At 70.6% G+C, this 20,246-nt stretch carries 17 protein-coding genes and 1 pseudogene; 7 read left to right on the plus strand and 11 right to left on the minus strand.

All coding sequences use genetic code 11. The features are described 5' to 3' along the window. Position 1 precedes the first annotated feature (1 nt). Together G472_RS0104395 and G472_RS40490 are read right to left on the minus strand one after the other, a co-directional pair. Positions 2-313: a hypothetical protein gene (locus tag G472_RS0104395; RefSeq protein ID WP_029007402.1), complete on the minus strand. Its 312-nt coding sequence runs from the start codon at positions 311-313 to the stop codon at positions 2-4. A 292-nt stretch (positions 314-605) separates the two neighbouring features. Next, complete coding sequence (locus tag G472_RS40490) at positions 606-1,157, minus strand: TetR/AcrR family transcriptional regulator (RefSeq protein ID WP_035691051.1); 552 nt, start codon at positions 1,155-1,157, stop codon at positions 606-608. 89 nt (positions 1,158-1,246) lie between these two features. On the opposite strand from G472_RS40490, the gene G472_RS0104405 reads away from it, so the two are divergent. Next, positions 1,247-1,990 (plus strand): SDR family NAD(P)-dependent oxidoreductase, encoded by a 744-nt coding sequence (locus tag G472_RS0104405; protein WP_029007404.1) that lies wholly within the window; start codon positions 1,247-1,249, stop codon positions 1,988-1,990. Between the two features lie 376 nt (positions 1,991-2,366). After that, positions 2,367-2,519: pseudogene (locus G472_RS38675) on the plus strand (IS256 family transposase); the annotation flags it as partial. 84 nt (positions 2,520-2,603) lie between these two features. Here the strand turns inward: G472_RS38675 and G472_RS0104415 are convergent. From G472_RS0104415 to G472_RS0104430, 4 genes are all read right to left on the minus strand, one after another. Beyond that, positions 2,604-2,894, minus strand: a complete 291-nt coding sequence (locus tag G472_RS0104415; RefSeq protein ID WP_084536437.1) for a PepSY domain-containing protein — start codon at positions 2,892-2,894, stop codon at positions 2,604-2,606. A gap of 124 nt (positions 2,895-3,018) precedes the next feature. Then, complete coding sequence (locus tag G472_RS0104420) at positions 3,019-3,354, minus strand: hypothetical protein (RefSeq protein ID WP_029007407.1); 336 nt, start codon at positions 3,352-3,354, stop codon at positions 3,019-3,021. A 144-nt stretch (positions 3,355-3,498) separates the two neighbouring features. After that, the gene (locus G472_RS31210; protein WP_051340406.1) at positions 3,499-4,458 is read right to left on the minus strand and encodes an alpha/beta fold hydrolase; all 960 of its coding nucleotides are present in this window, start codon (positions 4,456-4,458) and stop codon (positions 3,499-3,501) included. A gap of 81 nt (positions 4,459-4,539) precedes the next feature. Further along, complete coding sequence (locus G472_RS0104430) at positions 4,540-6,123, minus strand: gamma-glutamyltransferase family protein (RefSeq protein WP_029007408.1); 1,584 nt, start codon at positions 6,121-6,123, stop codon at positions 4,540-4,542. Between the two features lie 168 nt (positions 6,124-6,291). On the opposite strand from G472_RS0104430, the gene G472_RS31215 reads away from it, so the two are divergent. Beyond that, positions 6,292-7,122, plus strand: a complete 831-nt coding sequence (locus G472_RS31215) for a protein phosphatase CheZ (RefSeq protein ID WP_169732776.1) — start codon at positions 6,292-6,294, stop codon at positions 7,120-7,122. Here the strand turns inward: G472_RS31215 and G472_RS31220 are convergent. Then, entirely contained in the window at positions 7,092-8,054 is a 963-nt protein-coding gene (locus G472_RS31220) for a lytic transglycosylase domain-containing protein (protein ID WP_051340410.1), read from the minus strand. The genes G472_RS31215 and G472_RS31220 overlap by 31 nt on opposite strands. 684 nt (positions 8,055-8,738) lie before the next feature. On the opposite strand from G472_RS31220, the gene G472_RS31225 reads away from it, so the two are divergent. Further along, positions 8,739-9,416 carry a sigma-70 family RNA polymerase sigma factor gene (locus G472_RS31225; RefSeq protein WP_029007409.1) on the plus strand — a complete coding sequence of 226 codons (678 nt, stop codon included), beginning with the start codon at positions 8,739-8,741 and terminating at the stop codon, positions 9,414-9,416. Between the two features lie 154 nt (positions 9,417-9,570). Here the strand turns inward: G472_RS31225 and G472_RS37900 are convergent, their stop codons facing one another. Further along, positions 9,571-9,735, minus strand: coding sequence for a DUF1328 domain-containing protein (locus G472_RS37900; protein ID WP_029007410.1), 165 nt, complete (start codon positions 9,733-9,735; stop codon positions 9,571-9,573). Between the two features lie 216 nt (positions 9,736-9,951). Here G472_RS37900 and G472_RS39660 point away from each other — a divergent pair, with 216 nt between their 5' ends. Beyond that, a complete protein-coding gene (locus G472_RS39660) occupies positions 9,952-10,572 on the plus strand; it encodes a hypothetical protein (RefSeq protein WP_029007411.1) in 621 nt (206 codons plus the stop codon). A gap of 76 nt (positions 10,573-10,648) precedes the next feature. Here G472_RS39660 and G472_RS0104470 read toward each other — a convergent pair whose 3' ends face one another. The 3 genes from G472_RS0104470 to G472_RS36735 all read right to left on the minus strand — a co-directional run bounded on the left by G472_RS0104470 (position 10,649) and on the right by G472_RS36735 (position 16,820). Continuing rightward, entirely contained in the window at positions 10,649-12,724 is a 2,076-nt protein-coding gene (locus tag G472_RS0104470) for a YjbH domain-containing protein (RefSeq protein ID WP_029007412.1), read from the minus strand. Between the two features lie 92 nt (positions 12,725-12,816). Then, entirely contained in the window at positions 12,817-14,460 is a 1,644-nt protein-coding gene (locus G472_RS0104475) for an ABC transporter substrate-binding protein (protein WP_245593391.1), read from the minus strand. Beyond that, positions 14,457-16,820, minus strand: coding sequence for a sensor histidine kinase (locus tag G472_RS36735; protein WP_051340413.1), 2,364 nt, complete (start codon positions 16,818-16,820; stop codon positions 14,457-14,459). Before G472_RS36735 ends, G472_RS0104475 begins: the two co-directional genes overlap by 4 nt. A 501-nt stretch (positions 16,821-17,321) precedes the next feature. Between G472_RS36735 and G472_RS0104485 the strand changes: the two genes are divergently transcribed. Further along, the gene (locus G472_RS0104485; protein WP_029007414.1) at positions 17,322-18,596 is read left to right on the plus strand and encodes a type III PLP-dependent enzyme; all 1,275 of its coding nucleotides are present in this window, start codon (positions 17,322-17,324) and stop codon (positions 18,594-18,596) included. Positions 18,597-18,807: 211 nt separating this feature from the next. Next, positions 18,808-20,226 carry a homospermidine synthase gene (locus tag G472_RS0104490; protein WP_029007415.1) on the plus strand — a complete coding sequence of 473 codons (1,419 nt, stop codon included), beginning with the start codon at positions 18,808-18,810 and terminating at the stop codon, positions 20,224-20,226. Positions 20,227-20,246 lie beyond the last annotated feature (20 nt).

Below are 20,246 nucleotides of genomic sequence, written 5' to 3' on the forward strand. Positions count from 1 at the left end.
ATCAATGGAGCAGGCGCTGGATGCCGGCGGCGGTCCGGTCGGCGTCACGCTCGGCCACGCGCTCGCCCAGGGCGGCGAGATCGTCGGAGAGACGGCGGTTGGCCTCGGTCAGCGCCTGGATGCGGGTCTGGGCAACCTGGTTCTGATGGTTCAGGGCGGCGACGGCTTCGCTCAGGCGCCGGATCTGCTGCGACTGGCGCAGCGTTCCCTCGTTCAGGGTGCGCCGGATCGACCCGACGGCCACCAGCACCACCGTGCTGATGGTCACGCCGGCCATGAGCGCCACGACGGAGAATGCCGTAAGCCAGTCCATGCCCGCTGCCGATCATCCGATGAAACGGACTTCGCCATCAGCATCGGCCCAATCCGCCCCCCGGTCAAGCGCCGCCCGACCGGCGCTATGACCCGGACGCGGTGCCGCTGCCGCGCCCTATCCGGTGGCCGGCATGACACCCTGGATTTTGCTCGGAATGCGTAACGAAACCGGCGCGGAGACCTTCGGGGCCGCGAGCAGACTGACTGTTGGGGTGTCCCTGGCGAAAGCTGGCCTTGAAACACCCGGCAATGTGGTCCCGGTTTCGTGAACCGGTTTTTTCTCGGGAACGTCAACGGATGCCGATCCCATTCATAAACACGCTCACCAAATGGGCGATGCGAACTTTCGAGTTGTCCTGCTCGGTCGCGAGCGAGATCGCGGTCGCTATGCATACAATATCGTTGAAATCGATATCAAATCGAATCACGCCCGCCTTTTGCGCTCGGCGCAGGAGGCGGACACCCTCTTCGCCGGTAGCGACACATCCGGGCGTCCCGACCTGTAGGACCGTTCCGAGCGATGCGGCAAGGCCGCGATAGACATTGGTGTGTTGCACCAGCTCTTCCAGATAGACGCGCATGGCGCTCAGGGGATCGAGCTCGGCATCCCGAGATCGGCTGGTCTCCGCGAATGTCAGGAACCGGGCGCTGTAAGTCGCCGCGAGAAGATCCTCGCGGGTCGGGAATCGCCGATAGAGCGTCCCGATGCCAACGCCGGCACGTTTTGCCACCTCCTCCAGAGCGGCGTTGGCTCCTCGCTCCAGAAACACGTCCTCAGCCGCCGCGAGAATGCGTTCCCGGTTCCGCCGGGCATCGGCCCGCAATGGGGCGTCATCGTTCAAAACAATCCCCTCGTTACCGGCTTGCCAAGCGGAGGATACCTCCGTATATAAAGTGGAGCAATCCTCCGGTTAATGGAAACGGGAAAAGCATGGCAGAGCGATTCAACGACAAGGTCGTGGTGATCACGGGCGGGACGGATGGCATTGGTCTGGCCACCGCCAAGGCCTTCGCGGCCGAAGGTGCCCACGTCTACATCACCGGCCGCAATGAAGCGCGCCTCAAGGACGCACTCGTCGACATCGGCAATGGTGTTGTTGGTGTTCGGGGGGATGTGAGCGCTCCTTCCGACCTCGACCGCTTGTATGCGCAGATCAGGGGCGATCACGGTCGCGTCGACGTGGTCTTCGCCAATGCCGGCGTATCCGAGTCGGCGCCCGTCGGCGGCATTGAGGACGACCATTTCGACCGCGTGTTCGATATCAACGTCAGGGGAACCGTCTATACCGTGCAGAAGGCCCTGCCGCTGATGTCCGCTGGCGGCTCCATCGTGCTGGCGGGGTCTGGCGCGGGAAGCAAAGGCTTCCCCAATCTGTCCGTCTACAGCGCCACGAAGGCCGCTATCCGATCCTTTGCGCGCACCTGGACCACCGACCTGAAAAGCAGAGGCATTCGGGTGAATGTGGTTTCGCCGGGCATGGTTCTGACCCCGGCACTGAAGACCTATCTGCAGAGCAATGATGGCGCTGAGGAGTGGATGAAGGGCGCCATCCCGTTCGGCAGGCTGGCGGAGACCCATGAAGTCGCGAAGGCGGTGATGTTTCTGGCATCGGACGAAAGCAGCTTCGTCGGTGGAGCGGAGCTGATGGTCGATGGAGGTTTTGTAGCCGTGTGATACGGCCGGAAAAAGATCCGTTCCATTGGTTTCCGGCCGTGAAACCCGACAGATCAATGCCTTGCATTGATCGATAGGGGCATACCGACGGCATCATTCTGATGCCGTCGGTATGAGACCCTGATGATGTCACAAAGGTCTCATGAAATGGGTCAGAGCTATGCGGGAAACCGGGTGATGACGGTCTGAGGAGGGCGGCGTATCGAGGCGGGTGACGAAGCCTGCCGGAACCTCCGCGAGGGAGCGATACGCCATGAGCGAGGATAGCAAGGTTGTCCGGCTGCGTCAGCCGGAGGAGATCGACGACCCGCTGACCGGCATCCCGCGCAACCGGCGCCCGTCGGCTGCTGGAGCAGGCGATCGAGGCGGAGGTGAGACCGCCAAGCTGATGGTGTTCAAGCTGATCACCGCCGCGGCGAAGACCCGGCGCCGCCTGCGGGGCGAAAACCTGTTGCCCAAGGTGATCCGCGGCGTCACCTTCCGCGACGGCATCGAGGTCACCGACACCGCATCACAGAACGCCGCCTGATCGACCCGTCACCCATTTTCCCGCATAGCTCGGTGCCTGCCGGATGGACTCCTCTGCGCCGCTTGCGCACTGTGGGCGCCGGGGTCAGCGGACGACGATGCCGCTGCGGGGGTCGACGCTGACCTCCACGCGACGGCCGACGGTGTCGACGGCGCGCACGTGGTAGGTGCTGCCGTCCGCCTCGATCTTGTAGATGCGCGCCAGCCCCTGGTGCTCCAGCTTGCGCGCCACCTCCGAGACGGGAAGGGCGTCCGGGGGCAGGGAGCGGAAGCCGGTGCCCCAGGACCCGTCGTTCGCCGAAACGGCGGCGATCAGCACCAGGGCCGTCAGGTTCGCGGTTCCGAGCCCGATGGCCATGCGTCGTGCGGTCGTCATGTCGGTGTCCCTTCTCGTCCGGTGTCGATCGCCTCCCCCTGATCATGTCGGATACGGGACCTTTATTCCCCTGTACCGATGGGAGAGGCGGGAACCGACGGAACGGCCCCGTCGACGCCGCCGCTCAGAGCAGCTCGCCGTCCACCGGACGCTGCGCCACCGCCGGCATCTCCTTCAGATGATCGCCGAAGGCGCGCAGGATGGGCAGGATGCGATGGATCTGTTCGGCGGTGACGTGGGCATCGGTCTTCAGAACGATGGTCGGCGCCTCGGTCATCAGCCGCTTGGCCCGCATCGGCCCGACCTTCTCGTCCAGGAACATCGCCAGCCCCATGAGAACGCCCAGCGTCACGTCGTCGGGGGCCTTGGGCTTGGCCAACACCTCGTGCAGTTCCTTAAGGAGGGTGTACGCGACGATGGAGGTGCGTTCGATGGTATCGACGTCGGCGGACATGGGCATCGGGCGGTCCTTCGTAAAGGAAGGGAATGATGAACCGCCCGCAGCTTACGGATCTTTCCGTAACCAAAGTATTAACCATGGGCTTGGCCGTACGTCCCGCCTATGCCGTCCGCCGGGGGCGGGACGCACCGCCGTACCGGTCGCTCAGCGCCCGTACTCCTGCTCGTGCACCGCGTCGATGCCGGCGGCGCGGACGATCCGTTCGATGGCGGCGATCACCGCATCGGGGCGCACGTGATGCAGCATGTGCCCGGTGCTGGACAGGAGATGCAGGGTAGAGCCGGGAATGTCGTGGTGCAGGCGCACCGCATGGTCGGCGGGATCGACGATCCGATCCTCCTCGCCCGCCAGGATCGCCACCGGGCAGCGGATGCCGCCGTAGCGGGGCGCCATCTCAGTCGTGGCGGGGATGAGCGCCGCGAGGTCGGCGGCGGAGGATTCGATCTGCACGGGACGCAGCATCAGCTCGGTCGGCATCAGCCGGTAATAGTCGGGAACCGGATTGGGCGCGAATATCCGCTCGATCAGGCCCGGCAGCATCAGCCGGTCGACGGGCTGCAGCACGGTCCGGCTCAGCACCTGGCCCACGCCCGGCACGGCGGGGGCGGCGAACAGGGCGAAGTCGGGCCGCGGGGTCGGGTAGGCATAGCCGCCCAGGAACACCAGTCCGCCGGTCTCGTAGGGGAATTCCAGCGCATAGGCCAGCGCCACGGCGCCGCCCAGGGAATGGCCGACGATGACCGGCTTGCGCACGTTCATGGCGACCAGGGCGTCATGCAGGAGGCGCGCCTGCGCCCGCGGCGACGCGGCACCCCGGGGGCGGTCGCTGTAGCCGTGGCCGGGGCGGTCGACAGCGATGGTGTGCCAGGCCGCGCCGGCCCGGTCGAGCAGGGCGAGCGCCATGTCGTCCGACAGCAGCCCGGCACCGTGCACCAGCACCACCGGGGTGCCCCGGCCGCGCTCCAGAACGTGCAGGCAGACGCCGCCGGCGTCCACGAAAGAACCCAGCGGCGGGTGGGCGCTTTCGGCGTTGGCCGTTCGCCGCATGGTGTCCATCCACAGACCGGCCAGCATGCCGGCCGCCAGGGTCAGTCCGCTGCGCATCGTCGGGGAACTCCTTCGGCGGTTGGGAACGGTCCGTGCCGTCCGGGTTTGCAACGCCCCCGCCCGCCCAAGAGTTCCCGTTCACCACCCCAGCGCCATGCCGTCCTTGCGCGGGTCGGAGGCGCCGATCAGGATGCCGCGGTCATGGTCGACGCGGATGGCCTGGGCGCCGCCGATGGGACCCGCGGCCCGCTCGACGCGGTGGCCGCGCGCGCGCAGTGCCGGCAGCAGCGACGGGTCGTGCCCGGTCTCCAGCCGCAGCACCCCGTCTTCCACGAAGCTGCGCGGCCGGTCCACCGCCTCTTGCAGGTCGAGGCCGCGGCCCAGCGTGTCCATCAGGAATTGGGCGTGGCCGACCGCCTGGTACTGCCCGCCCATGACCCCGAAGGGCATGATCGTGCGCCCGTTGTGGGTGACCATGCCGGGGATGATGGTGTGCAGCGGCCGCTTGCCCGGCGCGATGCTGTTGGGGTGTCCCGGCTCGGTCCGGAAGGCGCGGCCGCGGCAATGGAAGAGAACGCCGCTCTGCGGCGCCGCGATGGCCGACCCGAAGGCGTCGAACAGGGAGTTGATAAAGGACACCGCGTTGCGGTCGCGGTCGACGACGCAGAGATAGATGGTGTCGCGATGCGGCTCGCACAGCGGCGCCGGGTCCGGCAGGGAGCGGTCGCCGGCGATGCGGGCGCGCAGCCGCGCCGCGGTGGCGCTGCCCAGCAGCGCGTCCACCGGCACCAGGGTGAACCGCGGGTCGCCCAGCAGCGCGTCGCGCTCGCCGTAGACCAGCTTGGTCGCCTCGGCCAGCCAGTGCACCCGGTCCGCCTCCGACGCCTCCGGCGCGTCGGCCGGCGTGCCCGCCAGGGTGTTCAGCAGCATCAGCGCTGCCAGCCCCTGGCCGTTGGGCGGGCACTCGTGCACCGTGAAGCCGTTGTAGGTGGTGGCGATGGGGGTGACGTACTCGCACCGCTGCGCCGCGAAATCGTCGGTGGTGTGAAGGCCGCCCGAGGCGCGCAGCGTGGTCAGCAGATCGTCCAGCACCGGCCCGTCGTAGAAGCCGGCGCGGCCGTGCCGGGCGATGCGGCGGAGCGTCGCCGCCAGGGCGGGGTTGCGGAAGCGGTCGCCCTCTGCCGGCGGGCGGCCGCCCGGCAGCAGCAGGGCGCGGGTGGCCGGCAGGCGGGACAGCCGCGCGGCTCCGGCCGCCCAGTCGCGGGCGACGCGGGGCTGCACCAGGCAGCCGTCCTCGGCCAGGGCCGCCGCCGGCTCCAGCAGCAGGTCCAGCGGCAGGGTGGCGTGATCGCCGTGCAGCCGGCACCACGCGTCCACCGCCCCCGGCACCGTCACCGCGTGCACGCTGTCCGGCCCGATCGAGCCGACGCCGAGGGCGGCCATGCGCTCCGGGGTTGCCGCCTGCGGGGCGCGGCCGGACCCGTTGAGCGCCAGCACGCCGCCGGCGGCGGGGGCGTACAGGGCGAAGACGTCGCCGCCGATGCCGGTCATGTGCGGTTCGGCCACGCACAGCACCGCCGCCGCGGCGATGGCCGCGTCCATGGCGTTGCCGCCGGCCCGGAGGACGTCAAGCCCGGTGAGTGTCGCCAGCGGGTGGGAGCTTGCCACCATGCCGCGCTCGGCGTAGGCCGTCGAACGGCCGGGTCGCTGGAAATCGCGCATCACCCCTGTCTCCCGTCGCCGCGGCGACGGTCGCGGCGGCGTTGTTGTATTAGGGACCAATTCGCGGAAAAATGCCACGGGTCCGCGGGGGCGCGTTCGTTGCGCGCCGCCGTGGCGGGATGCGGCGGCGCAAAGCGGTGGCGGGGCGAGGGCGCAATGGGAAACGGGGTGACGTTGCCGGACGAGGAGTACCGCCGGCTCGAGGCGTTCGTGGCCCGCACGCCCAGCGGGCGCGCTTTCCTGGCGGAGCACGCGCGCCGGGCTCGCATCATGGGCATCGACGAGGTGCGCGATCTTGTCGGATCGCTGCACGAGGCCTGGCGGCGCCACGACGAGGCGGCGGCGGCCGTGCGTCACGTCTCCGTGCTGCGGCACGAGTTGCTGGACATGAGCGAGTCCATCGTCCGGGCCCGCCGGGAAATCGCCGCGATCCGCCCCGAGGGCGACGGCGCCGACCGCATCGCCACCGCCGCCAACGAACTGGACGCCATCGTGCTGTCGACCGAACGGGCCTCCATCGAGATCCTGGGCGCGGCCGAGCGCATCCTGGAAGCGTCGGCGGCGCTGCGCCGCGAGGGCGGGCCGGCGTCCCTGTGCGACACCCTGGACGCCGAAGTGACGACGATCTTCACCGCCTGTTCCTTCCAGGACCTGACCGGACAGCGCACCACCAAGGTGGTCAACGCCCTGCGCTACATCGAACAGCGGATCATGGCGATCATGGGGATCTGGGGCGTCGACGGCGTGGCGCCGGCACCGGCGCCGGTGCAGGACGCCCGCCCGGACGCCCACCTGCTGAACGGCCCCACCGACAGCGGCGTCGACCAGGACGAGGTCGACCGCCTGCTGAACGGTGCGGCACCGGCGCCCCCCGCACCCTCGGCGCCGCCGGTATCGCCGGCTCCGGCCCCGGTCCCGGCCGTGACGGCGGCCAAAGGGACGGACGATGACGTCCCGGTGCCGCTCGATCAGTCGTCCATCGACGCGCTCTTCACCTGAAAGGCCCGGCCGCCGACCGCGGCCCGCGACAGTTCCGGCACCTCCTCGCGGCCGCCGCGGGGGGTGCGGGTGCTGACCAGGGCGGCGGCGGCCACGACGGTGGCATCGTAGGGGTGCCGGGTGCCGGCGTAGAGGCGGGCGACCTTGACCACATAGTCCTGCGTCTCCCGGTACGGCGGCACGCCGCCGTGGCGCAGCACGGCGTTCTCACCGGCGTTGTAACCGGCCAGCGCCAGTGTGACGTCGCCTTTGAAGTAGGCGAGCAGCCAGCGCAGGTACTTCATGCCGCCGCGGATGTTCTCCTCCGGATTGAACGGGTCCTTGACGCCGAAGCGGGCCGCCGTCGCCGGGATGAGCTGCATGAGCCCCATGGCGTTCTTGGACGAAACCGCCCCCGGCCGGTAGCCCGATTCCACGGCGATCACCGCCAGCACCAGATCGGGGTCGAGGCGGTAGGTGGGAGCGAGGCGGTGAACGATGGCCTTCACCTCCGCGGGCGGCATGCGGATGCCGCCGGCGGACCCGGTGTAGGGCGCACATTGCGTCGGGCGGGGTGCCGACGCCACCTTTCCCACCACCCCGGCCGCCGCCGTGGAGCCCAGCGCCGCCGCGCGGCGCAGCCAGGCACGGCCCAGTTCCTCATTCTTCGTGGCGCCGCTGCCGTTCAGCAGCATGCGGCCGGCGTGGTAGGCCGCGGTCACGTGGTCCTGCCGGGCTGCCTTGCAGTAGTACCGGAGCGCGCGCCGGGCGCTGCGCGCCGGGCCGCGGGTGTTTTCGTAGATCGCGGCCAGCTCGAACTGGGCACGCGCGCTGCCCTTGGCGGCGATGGATTCCAGGGCACGGACCGTACGGTCGGCGGGACCGGCAGCGGCGGTGTGCGGGACGAGCGCCACCGCTCCGGCGAGAAGAAGCCCCAGGGCATTGAGTATCATCGTCTGGACGCGCTCCTGTGGTTTCCGGGTGGGGGCACCGCGGGAATGGCCGCGTTCCGGGCGGAACCGCTCCCGGCCACACCCGTAAGGCGTAGGCCGGAAGCGCCCGGAGCTATTTCCAAGGTCGGGATGTTCGCCGCCCGGAGAGTTCGGTAAGGTGACGGCTAAGCGGGATTGCCGAGGTGACCGGCCGAACGAGAAACGAAAGACCCCGGCGAAAAGGGCAAGCCATCGCCGCCCAAGCGGACGCAACGAGCCGCCGGCGTTGGAAACAGGGAGGGTTGCGCACCGCGCATCGACAATGGGCCGGCACCGCGCTGTCTCGCAGATCCTGGACAAAACCGGATGGCCGATGGCCTCCGGTTTTTTCTTTGTGGGCACTCCCATCATCCCCTCTATCGCCCTCGTCGTTCTGACGAACGGCAGGTAAAACCATTACCAATGGCATCCCGGTGTGGTATCGGATGCAGAACTTTTCGCAGGTTTGAATCTCGACCTAGCCTTTTTCCCAACTGGCGCCGTCGTTCGACACTCATTACGTACTGACTGGCTCGCGATTGTCTTTGGGAAATCCGGCGATACCACATGCGAACCGAGCCGTCAGCCGGACCGGGGGCTTTTTCCGTGGCAGCGGAAGCCTCTTTCTTCGTCCTTTGGTCGCAGTTCTGGGAGGCACCGTTATCCATGGCGAACCACGTCGCGCGATCCTTGCAAGCGTCGTCCGCCGAACCGGTCCTGGCGGTGGAGGTTGATCCGCCCCGCGGCGCGGCGCAGCACGCGGTACCGGACGATGGTCCCCCGGATGGCGGCCTTCCGGATGGCGGAGCCCTGCCGGACCCCGGCGCGCCGCCCGATCCCGAGGTGATTGCCCGCATCGAGCAGGAGATCCCGCGCCTGCGCCGCTTTGCCCGCGCCATGGTGCGCGACGCCACGCTGGCCGACGATCTGGTTCAGGAGTGCCTGGAACGGGCGTTGAGCCGTCTGCACCTCTGGCGGCCGGGCAGCAACCTGCGGGCCTGGCTGTTCACCATCCTGCGCAATCTGCATATCAACGGCATCCGCCGCCGCCAGACCGTGGTCGATATCGACGGCGAGGGGCAGGCGGCGGTCGGCTCGGCCCACGGCTCCCAGTTCGTGCGGCTGGAATTGCGCGACCTGCGCCGGGCGCTGGCCCTGCTGCCCAACGAGCAGCGCGAGGTGGTGCTGCTGATCGGCCTGGAGGGCATCAGCTACGGCGAAGCCGCCGACATCCTGGGCATCTCCATCGGCACCGTGAAGTCCCGCCTGTCGCGCGGGCGGCGCGCGCTGCGCCTGCTGATGGAAGGCAAGTCTCCCGGCGACGACGACGCGGGCGAAGCCTGACCCTCAGGTGCAAAAAAGAAACGGCAACGCCCGAAGGCGTTGCCGTGCAGTCTGAGGCTAACATCGAGAGGCTTGGGGTACTCGCGCATCCGATGACCCACCGGATGCGGGCGCCGACGGACACGGTCGCAGCAATGGCCGCGACCGACCGGGTCTAGCGGCGCCGGACCAGACCCAGGATCAGGCTGGCGGCGAACAGCACCAGGAACAGGAAGAACAGGATCTGCGCGATGCCGGAGGAGGCCGCCGCAATGCCGCCGAACCCGAAGGCCCCGGCCACCAGCGCGATGACGAAGAACACCAGAGCCCAATACAGCATCCGACCCTCCCTGACGCGCAGACCGCGCCGTCCGCGGCCCTTGTGAGCGATGAACACAATTCCCCCGTCGCAGGTTCCCGGCTTGGGTGAAGCCGCCGGCTTCTTCCGGTTTACCGACACGGAGGATGCAACCGGTGCCGCCCGATCCTGTTGAGGGGGCGGGACCGCGCCAGGGGGCGCGGCCCGTCCCTTGTTGACCGAGGGGAGGAGAGGATCATGAACCGTACACTTACGATCGCCGCCGTCGCGGCGACCCTCGCCGCCGCCCCGGTGGCCCTCGCCCAGACCGGCGGCATGCCCCATGACGGGATGGGTGCCGGCTCGATGCATCAGACGGCGCCGATGGGCAGCCCCGGTGCGTCTACGATGCCGCACGGCCATTCCACCATGCCGGGCGCGGCCGCCGGGACGACGGCTCCCGGCTATGGCGGTGCGTACCAGGGCGCACCCGGTGCGGGTGCTGCGGACTATGGCGCCACCGGACCGGCCGGCCAGCCCGGGATGACCGGCGCAACCGGCACCACGGGCGCAACCGGCACCACGGGCGGCACCGGCACCATGGGCGGCGCCGGCACCATGGGCGGCGCCATGGGTGGCGACCGCGTGCTGGCGCGCATCGACGACGTGTCGGGCATCGAACAGCGCAACGCCCCCGACCAGAACCGTCTGGAACTGATGCAGACCACTCTGCTGAACAACTTCGCCGCCTTCGGGTTCGAGGGTGTGCGCGACTTCCGCAAGGTGGGCGAGCGTTACGTGGCCGACGTCTCGCGCGGCGGCGAGTGGATGACCGTCGAACTCGACCCCAACGCCGGCACCATCAGCTCCCTGCGCTGACGGCGCACGTTTCCGGCGCCCGGCCGGGGGAATGTCCCCGGCACCGGGCGCCGGATGCCGGCGTCGGGTGCGGGCGTCAGCGGGTGATGTCCCGCCAGCTTCCGGCGAGGGCGCCGTACCCGGCCGGCTCCAGCACCTCGGCCAGCGGCAGGGGCGGGCGCAGGCGCTGGCCGGCGTCGCGGCCGAGGGTGCGGGCGGTGACCCGCACCGCGCTGTCGGGCGGCAGCCAGCCGGACGCCTGCAGCGGCAGGGTCAGGACGATGCCGTGGTCGAGACGGCCGCCGATGACGCTCTGCCCCTCCCGCGGACCGTCCGTCCAGGTGGCATGCGCCGACAGGCGCGCTCCGCCGGCGAAGCGATGGATCAGTTCCAGCGTGCCGCCCGCATCACCGCCGAGGTAGCGGCCCAGCCGAAGCGTGACGCCGGTGCGGGCATCGGCCGAATCCAGGTGGAACGCGGCGTGGCCGGTGGTGATGCCGATGTCGGTCCAAACCCGCAACGGGTCCCCCGGCGGGCGTTTCCACACCCTGGCCAGTTCCAGACCCAGCCCCCAGCGGGCGCGGGCCGGTTTGTGCAGCACCTCGGCGGACAGACCGCCGAACATCTCCTCCAGATAGCCCGCCGACAAGCGGGCATGCCAGTCCGGGCGGGGCGTGCCCAGCCAGGTGACGTGAGCGTGCTCCAGAACCGCCGGGGGGCGGGCGTACAGGGCCGCGTCGCTGCGCACGGGGTAGGGAGCCGGCAGCACCTCGGCGTTCAGCAGGTCGAGGGTGTTGGCCAGATTGATCCGCAGACCGCCGCCCAGCACGACGCCGCGCAGCGGCTCCACCGCCAGCGACACGTCCTGGTAGGCGCGCCAGGCCAGCGGGGTGACGTGCTCCGACAGGCTCTGCTCCATCGTCGGGCGCAGGGCGACGTCCCACCGCACCGGCCAGTGCGGCGGCGGACCGGCCGCACCGGCCGGGTCGACCCGCGCGTCCCGCCAGATCTCTTCGGCGCTGCCGCGTCGGCGCGCTGCGGCCTCGATGGCACGCCGGCGCAGCGTCAGGGCCACCCCGTCCAGGCCGCGGGCGGCGGTGACCACGGTGACCGCCTCCACGTCGGGTGGCGCCCCGTCGGCCAGCACGCGGGCGGCCCGCCCGACCTCCGGCGCCGCCGGCCGGCCGGGGTCCGGCTCCAGCCACAGGGTCGGCGTGCCGGCGAACCGGACCGCGCGCACCGGCAGGCCGGCCGTGCGCGCCTCGGCGTAGGCGTCCCGCGACCCCGCCGCGCCGGCCGACGGCCGCCCCTCCATCCGCGGTGGCGGCGGCAGCGGCGGCGCGACCGACAGGGCGGCCGGGTCCAGGGTCAGGGAGGCGCGCAGCATCACCCGGTGCCCCTGCTCGAACGCCGCCCCGACGTCGAGCCAGTGCCACGGCCGGTAGGCCAGCCCGACGTTCACCGGCAACCCCGGCACGAAGGCCGGATCGTCCTGCTGTTCGGAGCGGAAGCTGTCGCCGCTGTACTCCAGCTTCAGCGACAGGCCGTCCACCGGCGTGTGCCACTCCACCCCGCCGAACAGGGCCACCCGGTCGCCGGTGAACCAGGCGGCGGGACCGCGGCTGCGCGGATCGAAGGGGTCACGGTCGCGGGCGTAGCGGCCGCCCAGGACGGCCAGCGGGTTGCGCAGGTGGCCGTAGCCGCCCTGCCGCCCCCAGCCCATGCCGACGCTGAGGTCGACGGCGTGGATGCGTCGGGACGCGACCAGGTACTCCCCGGCGAAGCGGCCGGCCCCCGGCACCTCGGGGCCGGACCCCGTGACGTCCCGCCCGCCGATGGCCAGGGCGGGCCACCAGGGTCCTTCGCGCAGCAGGCGGATGCGGGCGTCGACTCCCGGCTCGGCGATTCCGAACCAACTCGGATACAGCGTGCTGCGCAGGCCCACTTCCAGCCATGGCATCAGGGCCACGTCCAGGGCCAGATGGCGGTGCACCGAGCCGAGCGCGGTGTAGCCGGTGGTGAGCCGGCCGGGGGTGTCGAAGCGGGCGGTCGGGGTTTGCAGCAGACCGATGCCGCCCCAGTCCGACCGCGACGGATGCAGCTCCTGCGCCGCGGCGGATGCGGCGCACAGGGCGGCGAGCGGGAGTGCGAGGAGTCGTGCGGTCAGGCTCACGCCATGGTCGCTGCGCAGGTCGGTATCGCGTCCGATCCTTCATGGATTCGGCATACGAATGCAACCTATTAAATGCGCCACCCGTTTGCCCGTCACGGATCGGGCGTCAGTCCGACGTCCTTGAACACGTGCAGGCCGAAGGGATTCATGACGTACCCCTCGACCTCCCGGCGCAGCGCGGTGAAGACCACGGAATGGGCGATGGGCATCCACGGCAACTCGTCCCGGAACAGGCGCTGCGCGTCGCGGTACAAGCGGGTGCGCTCGGCCGGGTCGGCGGTGCGCCTGGCCCGCTCGATCAGGTCGTTGAAGCCGGTGTGGCACCAGCGCGCCATGTTGCCGCCGCCGGGCCGGGCGGCGGCGCAGCTCAGCAGCGCGTGGAGGAAATTGTCGGGATCGCCGTTGTCGCCGCTCCAGCCGAGGATTCCCGCCTGGTGCTCGCCCATGGACAGGGCGTGGCGGTAGGCGTTCCATTCCGCCGTCTTCAGGTCGGCGGTGACGCCCACCGTCTCCAGGTCGGCCCGGATCATCTCGGCCACCCGTTTGGCGTTGGGCATGTAGGGGCGGGTGACCGGCATGTACCAGAGTTCGATGGCGAGCCCGTCGGCGTGTCCCGCTTCGGCCAGCAGCCGCCGGGCCGCAGCGGGATCGTAGGGCAGGTCCTGTGCCTCGTCGTCGTAAGCCCACAGCGTCGGCGGGATCGGGTTCCTTGCCGGCTGTCCGGCCCCCCGGTACACGGCGTCGACCAGGGTGCGCCGGTCCACCGCCATGGCCAGCGCCCGGCGCACCCGCCGGTCGTCGAAAGGCGCGCGCGCGGTGTTGAAGGCGAGATAGCTGACGTTCATCCCTTCCTGCCGCAGCAGGCGCAGGTCCGGGTCGGTGCGGATGCGGTCGAGGTCCGACGGACCCGGTGCGGCCATGACGTGGCATTCGCCGGCCCGCAGCTTGTTGTACCGGACCGCCGCGTTCGGGGTGATGGCGAAGGCCAGGCTGTCGAGCCGCGGCCGCCCCTGCCAGTGCTTTTCGAAGGCGCGGTAGCGCACCGCGGCATCGGGCTGGAAGGCGACGAACCGGAACGGGCCGGTGCCGACCGGCGCCAGGTCGATCCGTTCCGGCGTGCCGCGGGCGGCGAGGGCGGCGGCGTACTCGGCCGACAGCACCGCCATGAAGGGCATCGCCAGGTTGGCGAGGAAGGGGGCTTCCGGTTCCTTCAGGGTGAAGCGCACGGTGTGGTCGTCGGGCGCCTCCACCCGCTCCAGCAGGGTGGGCAGCCCCATGTCGGTGAAAAAGGGATAGTCGGTTCCCGACACCCGGTGGAACGGATGGTCGGGCTTCCACTGCCGCTCGACCGAGAACACCACGTCGGCGGCGGTGAGCGGGCGGGTCGGGGTGAACCCCTCCATGTCATGGAACGGCACGCCGCGGCGCAGGGCGAAGGTGTAGACCCGCCCGTCGGGCGACACCGTCCAGGATTCCGCCAGCGCCGGCACGATCTCGGTGGTGCCCGGCCGGAACGCCACCAGCGTGTCGTACAGCGGGATCACCGCGTCCATGCCGGTGGAGGTGGTGACCGCCTGCGGGTTCAGGCTTTCCGGGTTGCCCTCGGAACAATAGACCAGGGTGCCGGCTCCGCTCCCCGGGGCGGCGCCCGCCGCTCCCGGGGCGAGGGTCGCGGCCAGGGCCATGACGAGGGCCGGGAGGAGGACCGGGGCGGCGGCGCGGCGGTATTGCCTCATGACGTGACTCCTTCGGTGACGGGCTCGGCCGGGGCGGCGGGGGACGGTGTGGCGGGCGGCAGGCGGACGACGAAGCGGGCACCGGTCCCGGCCCCATCCGCAAGCTCGATGCTGCCGCCGGCCAGGGTCACGGTGTTGTGCACCGCGTGCAGGCCCAGGCCGAGAAAGCCCCGGTCGCGGCGGGTGGTGAAGAAGGGGTCGAAGACGCGGTCCCGGTCCGCCTCGGGGATTCCCCTGCCGTCGTCGGCGAAGACCAGCTCCACCCCGCCGTCCCCGGTGCCGCGGGCGGTGATGGCGACGGTGCCGGGGCTGCCGGGGGCGAAGGCATGGGTCACGGCGTTTTCCAGCAGGTGGGTGGTGATCAGGGTCAGCGCGTCGGGATGGCCGTCGATGGTCATCCCCTCCGGACAGTCCAGGCGGACGGTCACACCGGCCGCCGCCCGCACCGGCTCCAGCCCGGCCAGCACACCTTCCAGGTGCTGCCTCAGGTCGAAGCGGACGGGCGCGGCCTGCGTCGGCACGATGCCCGTCTGCTTGAAGCGCTGCACCATCTCCGCCGTGCGGACGGTGCTGGAGGTCAGCAGGTCGGCCGCATCCGACAGGTCGTCGAGGAACGTGGCCAGCTCGCTGCGCCGCAGCTCGCCGGCCTCCAGCGCGGCGACGATGCGGGGCAGCCGGTCCTGGATCAGGGTGGATGCGCTGAGGGTGACGCCGAGCGGCGTGTTGATCTCGTGCGCCACCCCGGCCACCATCCGCCCCAAAGCCGCCAGCTTCTCCGCCTGCACCAGATGGGCCTGGGTGCGGCGCAGTTCGGCCAGCGTGGCGTCGGCACGGTCCCTGGCGCGGCGCAGTTCGTCCTCGCGCCGGGCGATCTCGTCGGCGAAGCGGGCCATCGCCCGGGCCATGTCGCCCAGTTCGTCGCGGCGCTCCACGCCGTCGGTGACCGGCCCGTCGTGCGGGTCGCGGGCCAGCCTCAGGGTGGTCCGCTGCAACCGTTGCAGGGGCCGCGTGATGCCACGCGCCACCAGCAGCGCGGCGGCGGCGGCCAGCAGCAGGCCGCCGGTGGCGCCGGCCGCCAGTACGGGGCGCAGCAGTCCGGCGCTGCGGACCGCCCGCTCCTGGAACAGGTCGTTGAGGCGGCGGGCCGCATCGGTGACGGCACCGGCGTCGGCGTCCATGACGGCGATGGCCTCGTTCCGATGGGAAAGCCCCAGGGTGGTGCGCTTCAGTCCGGCCCGCCAGGCGCCGATCGCCGTCAGCATCTCGTCCTGGATCAGCGGCGAGATCGGCAGCTCCGCCACGTTGCGGTGCAGCGTGGCGCTGTCGGCCTGAACGGCCAGCAGCGCCCCGGTGTCGCGCCGGGCCAGCGCCCGGCCGGTGCGGGCGCTGAAGTCCAGGGTGCGCACCGCCACGTTCTGGGTTTCCCGCTCCACCGCGTTGGCGGTGACGGAGTAGGCCAGCAGTCCGGCCACCTCATCCTGCACCGCGGTGTAGCCGGTGTCGGCCACCTTGAGCATGCGCGCGACCACCGCGTCGAAGCGCGCCATCAGCGGTTCCGGCCGGCCGTCGCGTTCCAGTACCGCCTGCAACTCCGCCAACTCGCCGCGGGCCTCGGCGTACAGGGTGTGCCCGCCATCGGCACCGGCGTCGTCGTCTGTTTCCCCGCCCTGCGCCAGCGCCGGACGCAGCGCCTCCAGCGTGCGGATGACCCGGCCGACCGCCACCTCGGCGTCCCGGCGGGCGAAGCGCCGCTGTTCGTCGGAGGCATCCGCGGCCGGGGGCACCAGGGCGAACCGGGCCCGCAGCAGCGCCTCGCGCAAGTCGTGCAGGCGGTCGACGATGGCACGGCTGGCCCGCAGCCGGCTGTCCGCCGCGGCCAGGCTGTCCAGCAGGGCGGCGCCGGAGGCGTGCTGGCGCCGACGTGCCTGGTCGGTCAGGGTCAGCAGGACGGCTTCCTGTGCGGCCATGTCGGTGATCAGGGCGTCGCTTTCGGCGACGATGCGCACCAGTTCGTTCATGCGGTCGGTGTGGCGGTCCAGCGCGCGCCGCGCCGCGGCGATGGCCTCCGCCTCCTGGTGCTCGCCGGCCAGCGGGGCGAGGCGATCCAGCGAGTCGCCGACGCGCTGCGACGCCACCCGGAACCCGTCCAGCGGCGCACCGCGGTCCCCCGGCGGGGCGTGGATGTAGTCGTTGCGCGCGGCGTTGGCGACGATCATGTCACGGTAGGCGGTCGCGGCAAGTGCCGCGGCTTCGCGCGATTGCTCCGCCCGGTGCAGGAGCCAGCCGGCGAAGACGGCGATGAACGCCGCGGTGGCCACCGGGATGCCGCCGACGGTCGCTATCCGGTAGGTGATTCTCATTGCGCTGGGTTGAACGCCTCGGCTGCGGAACGCACAAACCCTACCTTACGCCGCCGAGGGTTTCCGACACCTTTACCGGGAGCGGCATCCGGCGGCTGCGGGGCCGTCGCGGGCGACCCGAAAATATCCCTTGAATCCCGCGTCGAATCGCGTATGTAGACGGAACGACGCACTTCGCACGTGCCTATGGCCCTCTGTGGTTATGCAACGACGTACCGCGTCCTTTTTGGCAGAGCCGGTCTTCGTGGGCCGGTCCCGAGAGGGAGGTCAGTATGTTGTCCCGTCGCCACGGCAGGGTCAGTAGACGGTAAGCCCCAGCCGGATATCGACGCTTTGAACGACCGGAGTTCTCGGAACCCGGCGTGCGTTCGATCCGGCTGATTTCCGTCCCTTTTCCACAAATCCCGACGTTCCCGCCTGCGGCCCATCGTGTGCCGCAACGGGCCGTTCTTTGTGTTCACGGGCTGCGCCGCCGCGCCGCGCCCGGTGAAGGAGTGCGCCATGGGCTTCATCCGTTCCCGTTCCGCCGTCACGCCGCTGCGCCGCGGCGTCACCGCCGGAACCACCCCCGCCACCGGCTCCGCTGCGACCGGCCGCCGCCCCACCGTGGCGCAGGCCGTCGCCCTGCACCGCCCGGAGGAGCCGATGCACTGCATCCGCCCTGCGGTGGTGAGCGACACCGCGCGCGTCTTCGTCGACGCCTTCGGCGGGGCGGTGGGCGGCGACGTGCTGTACGCCGTGAAGTGCAACCCGGAGCCGGCGGTGCTGCGCGCCCTGTGGGACGGCGGCGTGCGCCACTTCGACGTCGCGTCGCCGGGCGAGGTGCGGCTGGTGCGCCAGATGTTCCCGCAGGCGGTGCTGCACTACATGCACCCGGTGAAGGGCCGGCAGGCCATCCGCGCCGCCTATCACCAGTACGGCGTGCGCGACTTCGTGCTCGATTCCGCCGAGGAGCTGGCCAAGATCCTGGAGGAGACCGACCACGCCGCCGATCTGGGCCTGATCGTCCGGCTGGCGCTGCCCAGGGGCAACGCCGTCTACGACCTGTCCGGCAAGTTCGGCGCCGCGGCGGCCGACGCGGTGGCCCTGCTGCGCGCCGTGCGGACGGTGGCGCCGAAGATCGGCGTGTCGTTCCACGTGGGCTCGCAGATGCTCGACCCCGCCGCCTACGAGCGGGCGCTGGAACTGGCCGGGCGCGTCATCGCCGAGGCCGGCGTCAGCATCGACGTGGTGGACGTGGGCGGCGGCTTCCCGGTGTCGTATCCCGACGTGACGCCGCCGCCGCTGGACGACTTCATGGCCGCCATCGCCCGCGGCGTGGCGAAGCTGGACCTGCCCGCCCACGCCCGCGTGTGGTGCGAGCCGGGGCGTGCCCTGGTGGCCGCCGGCGTCTCGCTGGTGGTGCAGGTGATGAAGCGCGCCGGTGACGTGCTCTACATCAACGATGGCGTGTACGGCAGCCTGTCGGACGCCGGCGTTCCCGGCTTCCGCTTCCCGGCCCGCCTGATTCGCCCGTTCGAGGCGATGACCGACGCGCCGGCCGCCGGCTTCTCGTTCTACGGGCCGACCTGCGACAGCGCCGACCGGATGAACGGGCCGTTCCTCCTGCCGGCCGACATCAAGGTCGGCGATTGGATCGAGCTGGGCCAGCTCGGTGCGTACGGCGGCTGCCTGCGCACCGCCTTCAACGGCTTCGACCAGGCCCGCCTGATCGAAGTGGCGGACCGGCCGCTGCTGGAAACGCCGGGCCACGAGGTCAGCGTGCGCGCGGCGTGACGAGCCGCGTCGCACTTCGAAGAGGTCTCTGCTAGAAAGGTCACCATCATCCTTCCCGGTCCGTCCCCGCTCCTCGCTTCAGAGGACAGCGGGGCGGGCTGGTATTGGCTGCGACAGCGTGCTGCGCCCGGCTTCAGGGCGCAGGACATCGGGCCGGGAAGGGCACCCGCAACGAAAGAGAGCATTCGCCAGCCCCCGGGAGTACAGGTTCATGTCCCTTACCACCAAGCATTGCGCGTTCACCGGCCGTATGGTCATCGTCGGATTCGGTTCGATCGGACAGGGGGTCCTGCCCCTTCTGTTCCGTCACATCGACCTGAAGCCGGAGCAGGTCACCATCATCACCGCCGAGGAGCGCGGCCATGCCGAGGCCGACGAGTACGACGTCCGCTTCGTGAACCTGCCGCTGACGCGCGAGAACTACGCGCAGGTTCTCGAGCCGATGCTGGGCAAGGGGGACTTCCTGGTCAACCTGTCGGTCGACGTGTCGTCGGTGGCGCTGATGGAGTTCTGCCACCGTGTGGGCGCGCTCTACCTCGACACCTGCATCGAGCCGTGGGCCGGCGGCTACACCGATCCGTCGCTGACGCCCAGCCTGCGTTCCAACTACGCGCTGCGCGAATCGGCGCTGACCCACAAGGCGGGCTTCGCCGGCGGCGCCACCGCGGTGCTCACCCACGGCGCCAACCCCGGGCTGGTGTCGCACTTCGTGAAGCAGGCGCTGGTCAACATCGCCCGCGACACCGGTGTCGACGCCACGGTTCCGACCGACCGGGCGGGCTGGGTCGCGCTGGCCGAGCGTCTGGGCGTCAAGGTCATCCACGTCGCTGAGCGTGACACCCAGGTGTCCGATGTGCCGAAGAAGGTGGGCGAGTTCGTCAACACCTGGTCCATCGACGGCTTCGTCGGCGAAGGCTGCCAGCCCGCCGAGCTGGGCTGGGGCAGCCACGAGAAGGAGCTGCCGCCCGACGGCCGCCGCCACGAGTTCGGCTGCGATTCCGCCATCTACCTGATGCGCCCCGGCGCCTCGACCCGCGTGCGCACCTGGACGCCGCTGGAGGGGCCGTTCCACGGCTTCCTCATCACCCACAGCGAGGCGATCTCCATCGCCGACTACTTCACGGCTCGCGAGGGCGGCCACGTCCGCTACCGCCCGACCGTCCACTACGCCTATCACCCCTGCGATGACGCGGTCCTGTCGGTGCATGAGCTGGCCGGCAAGAACTGGTTCATGCAGCCGGAGAAGCGGCTGATGATCGACGAGATCGTGCGCGGCGTCGACGAGCTGGGCGTGCTGCTGATGGGTCACGCCAAGGGCGCCTACTGGTACGGCTCGCGCCTGTCGATCAAGCGGGCGCGCCAGCTCTGCCCCTACAACAACGCCACCTCGCTGCAGGTGACGGTGGCGGTGCTGGCCGGCGTGATCTGGGCCATCGAGAACCCCGACCGCGGCATCGTCGAGCCGGACGAGATCGACTTCCGCCGCATCCTGGAGATCGCCAACCCCTATCTCGGCGACGTCGTCGGCGTGTACGGCGACTGGACCCCGCTGCAGGACCGCGGCCGCCTGTTCCCGGAGGACGTGGACACCGACGACCCCTGGCAGTTCAAGAACTTCCGCGTGGTCTGACACGGCCGGAAAAGTATCGG

Source organism: Azospirillum halopraeferens DSM 3675 (genome assembly GCF_000429625.1).
GTDB classification, from domain to species: domain Bacteria; phylum Pseudomonadota; class Alphaproteobacteria; order Azospirillales; family Azospirillaceae; genus Azospirillum; species Azospirillum halopraeferens.